The 15,059-nt window shown below is 38.2% G+C and carries 13 protein-coding genes; 7 read left to right on the top strand and 6 right to left on the bottom strand.

What is annotated here, in order from left to right; translation table 11 throughout:
- Positions 1–11: 11 nt before the first annotated feature.
- Both R2Q70_RS14150 and R2Q70_RS14145 read right to left on the bottom strand, forming a co-directional pair.
- Positions 12–1,058 (bottom strand): glycoside hydrolase family 130 protein, encoded by a 1,047-nt coding sequence (locus R2Q70_RS14150; protein ID WP_316808214.1) that lies wholly within the window; start codon positions 1,056–1,058, stop codon positions 12–14.
- A gap of 68 nt (positions 1,059–1,126) precedes the next feature.
- The gene (locus R2Q70_RS14145; RefSeq protein ID WP_090884810.1) at positions 1,127–1,312 is read right to left on the bottom strand and encodes a CsbD family protein; all 186 of its coding nucleotides are present in this window, start codon (positions 1,310–1,312) and stop codon (positions 1,127–1,129) included.
- A gap of 197 nt (positions 1,313–1,509) precedes the next feature.
- On the opposite strand from R2Q70_RS14145, the gene R2Q70_RS14140 reads away from it, so the two are divergent.
- Both R2Q70_RS14140 and R2Q70_RS14135 read left to right on the top strand, forming a co-directional pair.
- Positions 1,510–4,602 carry a TonB-dependent receptor gene (locus tag R2Q70_RS14140; protein ID WP_316808213.1) on the top strand — a complete coding sequence of 1,031 codons (3,093 nt, stop codon included), beginning with the start codon at positions 1,510–1,512 and terminating at the stop codon, positions 4,600–4,602.
- 17 nt (positions 4,603–4,619) lie between these two features.
- Positions 4,620–5,984 carry a RagB/SusD family nutrient uptake outer membrane protein gene (locus tag R2Q70_RS14135; RefSeq protein ID WP_316808212.1) on the top strand — a complete coding sequence of 455 codons (1,365 nt, stop codon included), beginning with the start codon at positions 4,620–4,622 and terminating at the stop codon, positions 5,982–5,984.
- A 59-nt stretch (positions 5,985–6,043) separates the two neighbouring features.
- On the opposite strand, the gene acs is transcribed toward R2Q70_RS14135, so the two are convergent.
- Entirely contained in the window at positions 6,044–7,942 is a 1,899-nt protein-coding gene (acs, locus tag R2Q70_RS14130; RefSeq protein WP_316808211.1) for an acetate--CoA ligase, read from the bottom strand.
- Positions 7,943–8,649: 707 nt separating this feature from the next.
- Here acs and rpmB point away from each other — a divergent pair.
- The 5 genes from rpmB to rimO all read left to right on the top strand — a co-directional run bounded on the left by rpmB (position 8,650) and on the right by rimO (position 11,860).
- A complete protein-coding gene (gene rpmB / locus R2Q70_RS14125) occupies positions 8,650–8,883 on the top strand; it encodes a 50S ribosomal protein L28 (protein ID WP_010599806.1) in 234 nt (77 codons plus the stop codon).
- Between the two features lie 43 nt (positions 8,884–8,926).
- Positions 8,927–9,109: a 50S ribosomal protein L33 gene (gene rpmG, locus R2Q70_RS14120; RefSeq protein ID WP_010599807.1), complete on the top strand. Its 183-nt coding sequence runs from the start codon at positions 8,927–8,929 to the stop codon at positions 9,107–9,109.
- A gap of 85 nt (positions 9,110–9,194) precedes the next feature.
- Entirely contained in the window at positions 9,195–9,350 is a 156-nt protein-coding gene (locus R2Q70_RS14115) for a DUF4295 domain-containing protein (protein WP_010599808.1), read from the top strand.
- An 82-nt stretch (positions 9,351–9,432) separates the two neighbouring features.
- Positions 9,433–10,395, top strand: coding sequence for a signal recognition particle-docking protein FtsY (ftsY, locus tag R2Q70_RS14110; RefSeq protein ID WP_010599809.1), 963 nt, complete (start codon positions 9,433–9,435; stop codon positions 10,393–10,395).
- Between the two features lie 133 nt (positions 10,396–10,528).
- On the top strand, positions 10,529–11,860 hold the full coding sequence (gene rimO / locus R2Q70_RS14105) for a 30S ribosomal protein S12 methylthiotransferase RimO (protein WP_316808210.1): 1,332 nt from the start codon (positions 10,529–10,531) through the stop codon (positions 11,858–11,860).
- Between the two features lie 178 nt (positions 11,861–12,038).
- On the opposite strand, the gene R2Q70_RS14100 is transcribed toward rimO, so the two are convergent.
- The 3 genes from R2Q70_RS14100 to R2Q70_RS14090 form a co-directional block, all read right to left on the bottom strand.
- Complete coding sequence (locus tag R2Q70_RS14100) at positions 12,039–12,380, bottom strand: hypothetical protein (RefSeq protein WP_116169561.1); 342 nt, start codon at positions 12,378–12,380, stop codon at positions 12,039–12,041.
- A 176-nt stretch (positions 12,381–12,556) separates the two neighbouring features.
- Positions 12,557–13,555 (bottom strand): NAD(P)H-dependent glycerol-3-phosphate dehydrogenase, encoded by a 999-nt coding sequence (locus R2Q70_RS14095; protein ID WP_316808209.1) that lies wholly within the window; start codon positions 13,553–13,555, stop codon positions 12,557–12,559.
- A gap of 124 nt (positions 13,556–13,679) precedes the next feature.
- Positions 13,680–15,020: an efflux RND transporter periplasmic adaptor subunit gene (locus R2Q70_RS14090; RefSeq protein WP_316808208.1), complete on the bottom strand. Its 1,341-nt coding sequence runs from the start codon at positions 15,018–15,020 to the stop codon at positions 13,680–13,682.
- Positions 15,021–15,059 lie beyond the last annotated feature (39 nt).

The following is a 15,059-nucleotide window of genomic DNA, read 5'->3' as shown; positions in this document are numbered from 1 at the left end:
TTTTGGGGATTTTATAAACTTAATTGCAATAAAATCTCCTGAATGGAAAAGGTTGCTGCACAAACAAATTCATCGGCAGCACCATAATAAATGGTGAGTTGATTACCATCAATAACATGACCATTTGTGAAAACGACCTGTCCGAAAAAGCCATTCAATTCATATTCAGCTGCTGGTTTCATAATAGGTTCATCCGTTTGCGCAATCACCTGCGATGGATCATTCAAATCCATTAAAAATGCACCTAAACAATATTGATGTTCTGCATTGGCACCGTGATAAATCTCCAGCCAGCCTTTTTCGGTTTTGATTGGGGCAGCACCTGCACCAACACGTTTACTATCCCAGTTATTTTTTCGGGTTTTAATAATGCACTTATGATTTCCCCAGTGGATACCATCAGGCGATTCGGCAAGCCAAATGTAATTGCCACCTAAATCAACACTGCTTGGTCGGTGAAGTGCGTAAAATTTATCATTGATTTTCTCTTCGAAAACAGCACAATCTTTGTTATGTGGCGGAATAATCATTCCGTGTTTTTCGAAGGTTTTCCAATCTTTAGTTGTCCGCATACCTACGCCAACACCCTCTGCTGAAACGGCAGTAAAGGTTAAATAGTAGGTACCATCAATTAAAGCCACACGGCAGTCTTCAATTCCAAAAATTTCATCCGGGCCTTCACCCTGTAATAACGGATAGCCTTCAGGTTGGTAAAAATTAATGCCATCATCACTGCAAACCAAACGTAAGTGCGAAAGTGTAGTTAGGTAATCGGCTCCTTTGTAATTAATTACACGAGGATCGTCGGCAATCAAATCAGGATCATTTTCCATAATCTCGATAATTTCTATACCATCTCCTTTTAAAATTGGAAAAGAGATAATGCCTTCTTTTTGTTGTGGTCTTTCTGCTACGCGAATAAGTAACCAGGTTTTATTTTGAAAAGTAAATACGCCTGGATTAAGCAAACAAGCAATTTCTAAACCTGGCCTGCTTGGAACTAAATCTTTAGGCGAAAGTATTGGATTTTGTACAAATCTTTGAGCTAAATCTTTCATGAACACATCTATAAAAATAAACAGGCGATCAATTTCTTGATCGCCTGTTTCAATTGTGATTGATAAAATTACAGTGAGTTAATCCACTTCACCAGTTCATCTCTTCCTTTACCGGTTTTTTGCTGAAGTTTCCCTAACAACTCATCATCTTGTCCCTCTTCATGCTTCAAATCGTCATCAGTTAAATCGGCATAAGCTTGTTTAACTTTCCCTTTTATTTCGTTCCACTTTCCTTTAATTTCTAACTTATCCATTTTGATATATTTTATGTTTATACTCAATTTGATATAACTTATTAACAGCGTTTCGCATTTTTTGTTTTAAACCAAGCTACTCAGCCGATGTAAACTGTTAAATCGAGTTATTCTTAAAGGTTTTATATGTATTTTTTATTAAATTGAAATATCATTCCCTAAATAGCCAAAACCTTATTAACTAAAACTAAAATTTGATGAAAAAACTACTCTTAAGTATGATTTTATCTTTCGGATTGATTTCACTTGCTTTCGCACAAAACAAGGTTATCACCGGAAGGGTTACATCTAGCACGGCCGGGCCAATTCCAAGTGTAAGCGTATATGTAAAAGGGGCTCCAGCTAACGGAACCCAAACAGATGCAACAGGTTCTTTTAAGTTAAGCGTTCCGGGTGACGCGAAAACTTTGGTATTTACTTTTATTGGTTTTAAAACCAAAGAAGTTTCCATCACGGGCGCTACGGTAAATGCTAACCTGGAAGAAGAAAACACCACACTTTCTGATGTGGTAGTTGTGGGTTACGGAACACAAATTAAAAGAGATGTTACCGGCTCAGTGGCTTCAGTAAAATCTAAAGATTTGGAAAACCTGCCTGTAACGAGCTTTGAACAAGCTTTACAAGGTAAGGCTGCTGGTGTACAGATATCAGCCCAGAATGGAAAACTCGGCCAGGGAATTACGGTTCGCGTTCGTGGTGCAGCTTCAGTTACAGCTGGCAGTGAGCCATTATATATTGTAGATGGAATTCCCATTACTTCCGGAGACTTTTCCAGCACCACCGCACCAACCAGCGCTCTGGCTGATTTAAATACGAACGACATTGAATCCATCGAGGTATTAAAGGATGCATCAGCTTCTGCCATTTATGGTGCAAGAGCATCTAATGGTGTGGTATTGATAACTACTAAGCAGGGTAAGATTGGTAAAACGCTTATCCAATTCAATGCTTTGGGTGGCATCAGTACACCATCTAACCACAGAGAATTCCTCAATGCTGAACAATATGTACAAATTATCAGAAGAGCAGGTGCCGGTGCTGCAAACCAGGATTTTCTTAATGGAGATTATGCCACGCTTCAGGAAGGTTTAGATGATTACTCAACAATTGTTGAAGGCAGATTAAACCGTTACTCTGCAGGAAACAATGATTATCAAACATACAAAGTGAATACCAATTGGGAAAGGGAATCATTTCAAAACAACCCGATTACCCAACAGTATGACTTAAACTTAACCGGTGGGAATGAAAAAACGAAGTTTTATATCGGCGGACAAGCACTCGATCAAAAGGGTATTGTTGTAGGAAATAGTTATAAGAGATACAGCGGAAGGCTAAACCTGACCAATAAGGTAACAGATTTCCTTGAGGTAGGTGTGAATCTGAATTTCTCAAATAGCATTAACAATCGTTTATCAAATGATAATGCATTTTCCAGCCCGCTACAATCTGTTGCCTTATCTCCTATTACGCCTTTTATCGATCCAAGATCAGGTTTAATTAGCGGAACACTTCCAGGTGCTGCATCTAATTACCCGGTTTATTATAATCCTTTCATTGGAATTGAAAATGCGGCCTACAAGGCAACAGTTTACCGTACTATCGGGAAAGCATTTGCAAACGTAAACCTGGCCAAAGGGTTAAAATTCAGCACTGATTTTTCTATCGATAACCTGAACCAGAATGAGGAAAGTTATTACGGATCGCTAACGTTCAGAAATACAGGCACTGCTAATGGCGACGGTCAGAATATTTCTACTTTTGTAATTAACACCAATACCAATAACTTCTTTAGCTACAATACAACTGCAGGCAAGAGCACTTTTGATGCTATTTTAGGAACCAGTTATCAAAAATCGACTACCAAATACAGTACGATTGAAGGACAAGACTTTCCTAGTGATGCTTACATTAAACTAGGTTCGGCAGCAACTAAGGTAATCGCTACCAGTAACGAAAGTGCCTTTAGCTTTCTTTCCTATTTTTTTAGAGCAAACTATAAATATAATGATCGTTATCTGGTGGGATTTAGCGTAAGAGCAGATGGGTCTTCCAGATTTGGAGAAAATCATAGATATGGATATTTCCCGGCCGGATCAGTAGCCTGGATTGCTTCCGAAGAAGATTTCTTAAAAAGTAGCGAAACGATTAGTTTACTGAAGTTGAGAGCCAGTTATGGTTTAACAGGTAACGCGGAAATCGGGAACTATTCTGCAAGAGGTTTATTTAGTGGCACAGGAGCCTATGGCGGTGTAGCTGGCCAAATTCCATCGCGGATTGCCAACCCTGATCTAACCTGGGAAAAAACCAAACAACTGGATTTAGGATTGGATTTCGGTATTTTAAAGAATAGGGTTACAGGTACCTTTGACTTCTATCAAAAGAACACAACAGATTTATTGCTTGATGTGCCTATCCCGCAAACAACTGGTTTCGCCACCATCACACAAAATCTTGGTAAGTTAAAAAACACTGGTTTTGAACTGGGAATTAATACTGAAAACTTTGTTGGCGCTTTCAAATGGTCAACCGCCATTACAGCAGCTATAAACAATAATAAAATTACCGATTTAGGCGGACAGGTGCTTAATAGCAATGAAATTAATGCAGCCATTGCCGGACAACCAATTGGCGTGTTTTACCTGCCAGAATATGCAGGCGTAAACCCCGCTAACGGAGATGCTTTGTATTACCTTAATACCACAGATGCTGCAGGTAACTTGAACAGATCGACAACTACGGACATCAATCAGGCACAAAGAATATTTGCCGGAAATCCTAATCCGAAATATACCTTCGGTTTTAACAATACCTTTTCTTATCAAAACTTTGATTTGGGTGTGTTTTTTCAAGGCGTTGCCGGAAATAAAATATTTAATGCAGGTGGCCAATACATGAGTGCAAATGCATCTAACGGTTATGATAACCAAACGGCTGATCAAATGGATTATTGGGACAAACCTGGAGACATCACTTCCGTTCCTGAACCCAGATTATTTTACGGAAATGGTATTGGAAATTCTACCAGATATATATCGAGTGGAAATTTTGTGCGCTTAAAAACGCTCACGCTAGGTTATACTTTTCCGGCATCCGTGTTAACTAAAATTAAGTTAAGTAAGTTGAGATTATATGCTACAGCGCAAAACCTGGCAACAATTACGGGTTACAAAGGTTGGGATCCGGAGGTGAATGCCGACTATCAATCAACCAATATTAACCAGGGTGTCGATTTCTATTCTGCACCTCAGCCACGCGTAATTTCATTTGGTATTAACATTGGCTTATAATTTAAAGACGAACAGACATGAAAAAGACATATATATATAAATTTCTATTGGCATCAGCGTTACTATCAGTAGCGTCATCATGTAAAAAAGCGCTTGAAATTTCTCCTGTAGATACCATTGAGCAAAGTAAAGCACTACTTACGTCTAAAGATGTAGAAGTTGCCCTAGTTGGATCATATTCGGCATTGGGAAGCCGAAACCTTTACGGCGGAAGACCTTTTTTAATGGCAGATTTCCTGGCCAATACCAATGCCATTGAATGGTACGGAACTTACGAGGAGCTTACACAAACCATTAATAAATCATTACTGAAAACAAATACTTTTGTTAACAATGTTTGGGCAGCGGGTTATACCGCCATTAATGATGCTAACAATGTTTTGGCCGCAATTGATAAGGTTGATGCAGCGAAGAAGAACAAAGTTGAGGGCGAAGCCAAATTTATCAGAGGATCAGTTTATTTCGATCTGGTTAGGTTATTTGGCAAAGCATATAACGACGGATCACCATCAACAAACCTCGGCGTACCCATTGTGTTAACACCAACCACTGCTGTTACTGATCAAAGTTATGTAAGCAGGGCAACTGTTGCTGCAGTATACGCCCAGGCTATTGCCGACTTAACGGATGCTGAAGCTAAGCTACCTGCAACAAACGGCTTTTTTGCAACCAAATCTGCAGCAGCAGGAATGCTGGCCAGATTGTACCTGCAGATGGGCAACTATGCAGCAGCTGGTGCGGCAGCGAACAGGGTAATTACCTCGGGAAATTATTCCTTAACCTCATCTTATGTTGCTGCCTTCCCACCTATGGGATCAAGTGCCGGATCGAATACTACCGAAGATGTTTTTTCTATTCAGGTGACCACCTTAACAGGATTTAATGGTTACAATGAATTTTACGGTTCATCTACTTATGGAGGTCGTGGAGATGCTGTAATCTCTCAAGCCTGGATCGATGCGAATTATGTTGGAACAGATGATCGGATAAATGCATTTTATGATGATGGAGATATGTACACCTCAAAATTTGCGAATCCATATGGCAATGTTTCCATTATCAGGTTAGCCGAAATGTATTTGATTAGGGCCGAATGTAATGTTCGTTTAGCACCTGCAGCACCAATTGGAGGTAGAACACCTTTACAAGATTTAGCAGTAGTAAGAAGCCGGGCTGGCTTAACCACTACGAATGCAACACTTGCAAACATTCTAAATGAACGCAAACTTGAACTCGCCTTTGAAGGTTTTGCACTACATGATGCAAAAAGAACGCAAACCAATATCGGATCAATTCCGTGGAACGCCAATAATCTGGTATTTCCTATTCCCCAGATAGAATTAGATGCGAACAAAAATTTAACGCAAAACCCTGGGTATTAATCAAGTTAAATCCAACAAAAAAAGCCGATCAATTGATCGGCTTTTTTTGTTAAAGCATTTTATTTTAAAGTTTTCGAAGCTTCGATAATCTGCTCCACTACAGCCGGGTCTAATAGCGTTGAGGTATCACCTAAATTTGAGGTATCGCCTTCTGCAATTTTCCTTAAAATTCTACGCATAATTTTACCTGAACGCGTTTTTGGCAATCCTGCAACGAAAAGTATTTTATCGGGTTTTGCAATTGCACCAATTACGCGTGTCACCGTTTGCAAAATATCTTTTTTGGTTAATTCTGCTTCGCCATGCATTTCAGGATTGATCACGAAAGCATAAATTCCTTGGCCTTTTACATCATGCGGATAGCCAACTACAGCGCTTTCTACCACACCTGCATGCATATTGATGGCATTTTCTACTTCTGCAGTTCCAATTCTATGTCCGGAAACATTCAACACATCATCTACACGACCAGTAATTCTATAGTATCCATCTTCATCACGTAAGCAACCATCGCCAGTAAAATATAAGTTTTCATAAGTAGAAAAATACGTTTGTTTACAACGTTCATGGTCTCCATAGGTAGTGCGCAACATACCTGGCCATGGAAACTTGATACAGAGGTTTCCACTTACACCATTTCCTTCAATTTCTTTTCCATTTTCGTCTACTAAAATTGGCTGAATACCAGGCAATGGCAAAGTGGCATAACTTGGTTTGGTAGGCGTTACGGTTGCAATGGGCGAAATCATAATGCCACCGGTTTCGGTTTGCCACCAGGTATCAACAATTGGGGCTTGTCCGTGTCCGATTTTTTCATCGAACCAATGCCAGGCTTCTTCGTTAATCGGCTCTCCCACCGAACCCAATACGCGAATGCTGCTCAAATCCTTTCCATTCAAAGGATCATCACCAAAACTCATCAACGAACGTATGGCCGTAGGTGCTGTATAAAGTGTATTTACTTTATGCTTTTCTACAATATCCCAAAAACGCGACGCATCGGGATAGGTTGGAATGCCTTCGAACAACACTGAAGTAGCACCCTGAGAAAGCGGTCCGTAAACAATGTAAGAATGACCGGTAATCCAGCCAATATCTGCAGTACAGAAATAAACCTCACCTGGTTGATAATTAAATACATTGGTAAAAGTATAACCTGCATAAACCATATATCCGCCGCAGGTATGTACTACGCCTTTAGGCTTGCCGGTTGAGCCTGAAGTGTAAAGAATAAAAAGCATATCCTCCGCATCCATTTCTTCTGCTTCGCAGATATCATTCACATGTTTTACTTCATCCTCCCACCAAACATCACGGCCTTTTAGCATCGAAACTGGTGTACGCACATGCGTTAAAACGATACATTTTTCAACTGTCGGGCAGCCAATTAAAGCATCATCAATTACATCTTTAAGCGGAATCTGTTTATTGCCGCGGTAGGCGCCATCGGCAGTGATTACAAGTTTACATTGAGAATCATTAATGCGGTCGGCTATTGATTTTGCTGAAAATCCGCCAAAAATAACAGAATGAACTGCGCCAATTCTGGCACAAGCTAAAACAGCAATAGCCAATTCAGGAACCATCGGCATATAGATGCATATGCGGTCACCTTTTTTGGCTCCATTGCGTTTCAACACATTAGCAAAACGACAAACCCGCTCATGCAACATTTTATAAGTCAGGGTTACACTTTCTTCTTCAGGGTTATTAGGTTCCCAAATAATAGCAGGTTTATCTCCATTTTTTTCCAGATGCCGATCAAGGCAATTTTCGGTAATGTTAAGTTTTGCCCCTTCAAACCATTTAATATCCGGCTCATTAAAATTCCATGATAAAACTTTAAACCAGGGTTTGCGCCAATGAAAACTCTGGGCAACCTCTCCCCAAAACTGCTCGGGGTTTTCTATACTTTTTTTATAATCTTCTTCGTATTGCTTAAAAGATGTGATTTGCATGGTGCTGGATATATATTTTGTTAGTAGCGGCTAATTTAAATAAATATTGATGGAATTAAATATCCAAATTGTATCAATAACGTTGTGGTCATTAAAGCGAAAACAAATCTGTAACTGCCGAACGATCTTAATTTTGAATGATGAGAAAAATTATCGCCATCATCTTCTGCCCTTTGCTTACAAATTCTTTTGTTTTATCAGACGATGAACATCTACAGATACCTTAATAAAAATAGTCAATACATCTTGTTCGCCAAACAGCGAAGATTGATGCTGCATTTTTTAGTAAAAACAAAAAATCCGAAAACAAAATCGTCTATGTAAAAATCAGTTTTGCGCTGATAGACTCAAATCGAATGCGATTAAAACCATATTATTTGCAAGGCAATAAACAATCTGGGGATAGCAACCTTCGACAATTTCGGCTGTAAAAATATTCAAGGAAAAAGATGAAGGTATGAAAAGAGAATCGGCCACAAAAATATAAGTTTATATACGTTTAGCGAGCTCGAATTTCCCGTATATTTGCAAATAGTAACCATCGGTGAAACCCTTGATTTTGAGCTTTTAGAACTGAGGAAGTGGGATATCAATCTAAATTTAAAAAAATAAACACGGTACTATTGTCTTTTTAAATTATTATTCAGATATTTGCACACTCTTAAAAAAATTAAGCGACGATATTTTAACAACTATATTTACAAGTCATGTCAAGAGTTTGTGATTTAACAGGAAAAATGGCAATGAAAGGTAATAACGTATCACACTCGAACGTTAAAACCAAACGCAAATTTTATCCTAATTTGAAACTTCAGAAATTTTATATCCCTGAAGAAGACCGTTGGATTACGTTGAAAGTTTCTACTTCAGCGATTAAAACCATCAATAAAGTGGGTATTAGCGAAGCGATTAATCGTTTTGTAAAAAAAGGATTTTTGTAAAAACATTAACTGTTGAGATTAACAGTTTACAATTAATATTAAAATGGCAAAAAAAGGTAACAGAGTTCAGGTTATTTTAGAATGTACTGAGCACAAAGAAAGTGGCATGCCAGGTATGTCTAGATATATTTCTACGAAAAACCGTAAAAACACTACTGAGCGTTTAGAATTGAAAAAATTCAACCCAGTATTGAGAAAAGTAACAGTACACAAAGAGATTAAATAAGATTGATGATTTAACGGTAGAAGGTTTAGGGTGTTTTAACCCGCATTCTATCAATCTATCATTCAATCATTAAAATTATAAGAACATGGCAAAGAAAGTAGTTGCAACCCTTAAAACCGGTACAGGTAAAGAATATTCGAAAGTAATTACAATGGTTAAATCACCTAAAACTGGTGCTTATTCATTCAAAGAACTTATCGTTCATAACGACCACGTAAAAGATGCTATCGCATCTAAATAAGGTTAATATTTTTTAATCAGAAAATATTAAAGGCCGTTCCGTTTTAACCGGGAGGGCTTTTTTTGTTATATAAAATTTAGATATGGGCTTATTTGATTTTTTCAAAAAGAAAGAAACTGCACCTGAAGCTCAGGAAGCACTTGATAAGGGTTTAGAAAAAACCAAAGACGGTTTTTTCAGTAAAATCACCAAAGCTGTTGCAGGAAAATCAACCGTTGATGATGAAGTACTTGATAACCTGGAAGAGGTTTTGGTAACTTCTGATGTAGGTGTGAGCACCACATTAAAAATCATTAAACGCATTGAAGAACGCGTTTCTAAAGACAAATATCTCAATACTTCAGAGCTGAATTTTATTTTAAGGGATGAGATTCAACTGCTGCTATCTGAAAATAACAGCAACGATTTCCGTCAGTTCGAGTATGGCGATCATAAACCTTATGTAATAATGGTTGTGGGCGTTAATGGCGTTGGCAAAACCACAACCATTGGCAAACTGGCGCATAAACTTAAAGAATCGGGTTTAAAAGTAGTGTTAGGTGCTGCAGATACATTTAGAGCTGCTGCTGTTGATCAGATTAAACTTTGGGGACAGCGTGTAGATGTGAGAGTTGTTGCGCAGCCAATGGGTTCGGATCCGGCATCTGTTGCTTTCGATACTTTACAATCGGCTGTAGCCAATGGCGAAGACGTTGTAATTATTGATACTGCCGGCCGGTTGCATAACAAAATTGGTTTAATGAACGAACTTGGTAAAATTAAACAAGTGATGCAAAAGGTTGTTCCGGGTGCGCCACACGAAATTTTGCTGGTATTAGATGCCTCAACAGGACAGAATGCTTTCGAGCAATGCAAGCAATTTACCGAAGCCACCGACGTAAATGCCCTGGCGATTACCAAACTAGATGGTACAGCCAAAGGTGGCGTGGTGATTGGTATTTCAGATCAATTTAAAATCCCGGTGAAATATATAGGTGTTGGAGAAAAAATAGGCGATTTACAACTTTTTGATAAGAAAGAGTTTGTGAGTAGTTTGTTTAAGTAATCCAACCAATTAGTTTATGAGATCGTCATGCTGAATTTATTTCAGCATCTATTTATCAAAAAGACCCTGAAATAAATTCAGGGTGACGACCGCCTAACACATTCTTTAAAAACGTAAAGGTCAAGTGTAAAAGATGAATACCAAAATAGCAAAAATTAAAAGCACAATTAAACAACCTAAAATCAATGTGATTACATTGGGTTGTTCAAAAAACATATACGATTCAGAAGTATTGATGGGACAGTTACGTGGCAATAACCTAAATGTTGTTCACGAAGCAGACAAAATGGGCAAGGACGATATTGTTGTGATTAACACTTGCGGTTTCATTGATAATGCTAAACAGGAATCTATCGATACGATTTTGCAATTTAGCGAGCTTAAAGAAGCGGGTAAAATTGGAAAAGTTGTGGTTACAGGTTGTTTATCTGAACGCTACAAACCAGAATTAGAATCAGAAATTACAAATGTTGATGCTTTTTTTGGCACCAATGATTTACAGAATATTTTACACGAGTTAGGTGCAAACTATAAACATGAGCTGATTGGCGAACGTTTGTTAACTACGCCATCGCACTTTGCTTATTTTAAAATTGCGGAGGGTTGTAACCGTCCATGTTCGTTTTGTGCCATTCCTTTAATGCGTGGGAAACACATGAGCAAACCAATGGAAGAATTGGTAAACGAGGCAAAAATTTTAGCTAAAAACGGCACTAAGGAACTGATTCTTATTGCTCAGGATTTAACTTATTACGGCTTAGATTTATACGGCGTTCGTAAACTTGATGAATTGATGCGTCGTTTATCTGATGTTCCGGGAATTGAGTGGATTCGTTTACAGTATGCTTATCCAAGTGGTTTTCCGATGGAAATTTTAGACGCAATGAATGAGCGTGATAATATCTGCAAATACCTGGATATGCCATTACAGCACATTACCGACAATATGCTAAAATCGATGCGCCGTGGTACAACGAAGCAGAAAACGATTGATTTGGTAAACCAGATTAGGGATAAAGTGCCAAACATCGCCATGCGTACCACATTAATTTGCGGTTACCCTGGCGAAACTGAATATGACTTTCAGGAAATGAAAGACTGGGTTGCCGAAACCAAGTTCGACCGTTTAGGTTGCTTTACTTATTCTCATGAAGAAAAAACACATGCACATACTTTGGTCGATGATATTCCTGAAGAAGTAAAACAACAACGAGTTGACGACATTATGGAAATTCAGCAAGGGATTTCTTTCGATATTAACCAGGAAAAGGTTGGCCAGACTTTCAAGGTTTTAATTGATAAAAAAGAAGGTGATTTTTTTGTTGGCAGAACCGAATTTGATTCGCCAGAAGTTGACAACGAAGTACTTATTGATGCAGCAACAGGTTATGCAGCCAACGGAAGTTTTGTAAACGTTAAAATTGATAGAGCGGAAGATTTCGACTTGTACGGAACGATTGTTTAAAATAGCTAGCAGAAGAAAAGCAAAACGTCGTTTCCACGCAAGCCATGTTTTGCGTTTATGTATGGTTTAAATTTATCGCTTCACGAATCGAGTTTTAATCTGAGGCTTCACAGTAAAAGTTTAATAACAGAAAAAGCAGCCCACATGAGCTGCTTTTTCTACTTATGCAAAGCTAAAATTAGTTTTTAGGCTCTGGTCTGTTTTTAATCTGGCTAGGTTTTAACCAAATTTTTGCACCCTTAGCATTCACGTAATATTTCTCATTTTTCGAGTTGATGTAAACGTTTGAACCATCTGGTGCCATTTTACCTTTCCAGGTTTTATCAGCAACTTTTGAACCTCCTTTTACAGCAACTTCAGCCGTTTTATTACCAACTGATTTAGCGCCTTTACCGATGGCTTTACCAGTTTGATCTAATGCTTTACCAACTTCTGTTTTTTTCTCTTGTGCATTAACACTTAAGGTTACACCGCCAAACAATGCGAGCGTTAATAAACCTATTGCAAATTTCTTTTTCATGACAGCTATACTTTTATTTTAATCAACAACAGTTGCCTGGGCAATTTGTTTTAAATAGCAGTACAGCAACTTGTTAAATAAACCTTATTGTAGCGGTATCCCCCGATTTTTCATCGGGGATTTAGCGAAAAGAAGGACTGTATTAACCGATAAACACTGAAATTGCTTTTCGAATATTAATTTAACCGCTCTGCAAGTAATTTCATCTCAATTTGTGGCGACCGGTTTTCATACAAAATATTATGAACGGCCTTGCTGATGGGCATATCTACGTTATAAGCTGAGTTCTTAATATGCATACATTTCGCAGCATAATATCCTTCAGCAATCATATTCATTTCCAATTGTGCTGATTTTACGGTATAACCCTTGCCTACCATGTTTCCGAAAGTACGGTTACGACTGAATTGTGAGTAGGCCGTTACCAATAAATCGCCCAGGTATGCTGATTCCATAATATCGCGATTGATGGGATGAACAGCATCTACAAATCGTTTGATTTCGCGAATGGCGTTACTGATTAAAACGGCCTGAAAATTATCGCCATAGCCAATGCCATGGCAAATGCCGCTGGCTACTGCATAAATATTTTTGAGCACCGCAGCATATTCCGTTCCAAAAATATCATCCGATACGTTGGTTTTAATGTACCTGGTATTTAAGAAAGAGGCGAAAACATTTGCTGCTTTAATATTGGTACAAGCGATTGTGAGATAAGATAGTTTCTCTAGCGCCACCTCTTCGGCATGGCAAGGGCCGCTAACCACCAAGATATCCTCGTAAGGAATGGCGTATTTTTCATGCAAAAACTCTCCGATAATTAGATTATCTTCCGGAACGATACCTTTAATGGCAGAAACGATTTTTTTACCTTTCAAATCTGCACTGGTAATAGAGGAAAGGGTACCTTTTAAAAAAGCAGCCGGCACGTTTAAAATGATAAAATCGGCTTCTTTAACAATAGCGTTGATATCTGAAGAAATATTCTTTTCCGTAAATTTTATTTCAACTGAACTTAAATAGTGTGGATTATGCTTAAACTTCTTAATATGTTCGATAGCTACCTCATTGCGCATCCACCAAAAAATTTCCTTTTCAGATAAATTATCTGAAAGCATTTTTATTATGGCAGTCGCCCAGCTTCCGCCCCCTATCATTGCTATTTTAGGTACCATGTTGATCAAAAAGGGTTTAAGGTAAAAGGTGTAAGGTTTAGGGTTTTGACAATTTGCCATAAAACCTAAACCTTACACCCTAAAACATTACGCAAGTTACTATTTCTTGCGATTTAATTGCTACCTACTTTTTACCGTCTTTGCTAAATAACTGGTCTTTAGCCGTTTTTTCTACAATCATGCCATCTTTTAACTTGTTTTGTATTGCAGAATATGGCCCTGTTACTATTTCCTGGCCAGCTTTTACGCCAGATTTGACAATAATAAACTGATCATTTTGAATGCCTGTTGTTACTTCAACTTTCTTTACTTTTTTGGTTTTATCATCAAAGCTGTAGACAAACTGTTTAACTTTTTTATCTGTTAATTTCGATTTCTGTTTGCTGGCATTTTCTTCATTCCCCTGGTTTTTATCTGCATCGCCGCTTTTGCCACTTTCGGTAAATACTGCCTGAATAGGAACAGCCAAACCTTTAACTGTTTCACTTTCAATATCGACAGTTGCCGACATACCCGGGCGGAAGATAGACTGCTGTTTACCCTCAATTTCTTCTGAAATTCTAATTTTTACCGAGAAGTTGGTTACCTGATCAACAGAGCTGGTGGTTGTTGTTCCAACAGCGGTTGAAGAACTTGCAATTTCGGTTACCACACCTCTAAATTTCTTATCAGAGAAAGCATCAACTTCAATAGATGCTTTATCACCAACCTTTACACGGGTAATATCGTTTTCATTTACATCAACATTTACTTCCATTGAGGCCAAATTAGAAATACGCATAATTTCTGTACCAGCCATTTGCGAAGTACCTAAAATACGGTCGCCCAATTCGATTGATAATTTCGAAACCACACCATCAGCAGGGGCGTAAATGGTTGTTCTGGCTAAGTTGGCACCCGCCTCTTTAACATTTGCACCAGTTTGCTCTAAGGTAAATTTAGCACCTGTAACATTTTCTTTTGCACTGGCTAAATTTGCTTTGGCTGTTAAAAATGCCGCTTTTGCAGCATCAAATTCTGAAGCAGAAATTACTTTTTTGTTAAAAAGCTCAACGTTACGTTTATAAGTGGCATCTGCATTTACAAAGTTAGCCTGGTTTTGTACCAGCTGCTGTTGCGCCGAAGCTACACTTGCTTTTTGAGCGTTGTAGGTTGCTACCGACCGTTCGTAACCAGATTGTAAGATATCAGGGCGAACTTTACAAAGCAACTGTCCGGCTTTAACAATATCACCTTCTTTTACTTTCAATTCTACAACCTCACCCGATACTTCTGAACTTAATTTAACTTCGGTTTCTGGCTGAATTTTACCACTTGCCGTTACTGTTTCAACAACAGTTTTATCTGATGCTTTTTCTGTAGTTACTTTTTCGGTTTTATCACCACCAATAACTCCGGTTAATTTTAGTACCACTAAAATCGCGACGATAACACCAATGGTAATTAATATGTGCTTCAGTTTCATAATTGTTTAATGTATTTCGTTTGTTTGTATTAAGTGTAA

This window comes from Pedobacter agri, from assembly GCF_032678665.1.
Lineage (GTDB): Bacteria > Bacteroidota > Bacteroidia > Sphingobacteriales > Sphingobacteriaceae > Pedobacter > Pedobacter agri_A.
The sequence above is the reverse complement of the archived record's forward strand: the minus strand, read 5'-3'. Positions and strand labels throughout refer to the sequence as shown.

Bases quoted from the DNA above. Each gene is read 5' to 3' on its own strand.
- R2Q70_RS14150 (WP_316808214.1), bottom strand. From the start codon at position 1,058: ATGAAAGATTTAGCTCAAAGATTTGTACAAAATCCAATACTTTCGCCT.
- R2Q70_RS14145 (WP_090884810.1), bottom strand. From the start codon at position 1,312: ATGGATAAGTTAGAAATTAAAGGAAAGTGGAACGAAATAAAAGGGAAA.
- R2Q70_RS14140 (WP_316808213.1), top strand. From the start codon at position 1,510: ATGAAAAAACTACTCTTAAGTATGATTTTATCTTTCGGATTGATTTCA.
- R2Q70_RS14135 (WP_316808212.1), top strand. From the start codon at position 4,620: ATGAAAAAGACATATATATATAAATTTCTATTGGCATCAGCGTTACTA.
- acs (WP_316808211.1), bottom strand. From the start codon at position 7,942: ATGCAAATCACATCTTTTAAGCAATACGAAGAAGATTATAAAAAAAGT.
- rpmB (WP_010599806.1), top strand. From the start codon at position 8,650: ATGTCAAGAGTTTGTGATTTAACAGGAAAAATGGCAATGAAAGGTAAT.
- rpmG (WP_010599807.1), top strand. From the start codon at position 8,927: ATGGCAAAAAAAGGTAACAGAGTTCAGGTTATTTTAGAATGTACTGAG.
- R2Q70_RS14115 (WP_010599808.1), top strand. From the start codon at position 9,195: ATGGCAAAGAAAGTAGTTGCAACCCTTAAAACCGGTACAGGTAAAGAA.
- ftsY (WP_010599809.1), top strand. From the start codon at position 9,433: ATGGGCTTATTTGATTTTTTCAAAAAGAAAGAAACTGCACCTGAAGCT.
- rimO (WP_316808210.1), top strand. From the start codon at position 10,529: ATGAATACCAAAATAGCAAAAATTAAAAGCACAATTAAACAACCTAAA.
- R2Q70_RS14100 (WP_116169561.1), bottom strand. From the start codon at position 12,380: ATGAAAAAGAAATTTGCAATAGGTTTATTAACGCTCGCATTGTTTGGC.
- R2Q70_RS14095 (WP_316808209.1), bottom strand. From the start codon at position 13,555: ATGGTACCTAAAATAGCAATGATAGGGGGCGGAAGCTGGGCGACTGCC.
- R2Q70_RS14090 (WP_316808208.1), bottom strand. From the start codon at position 15,020: ATGAAACTGAAGCACATATTAATTACCATTGGTGTTATCGTCGCGATT.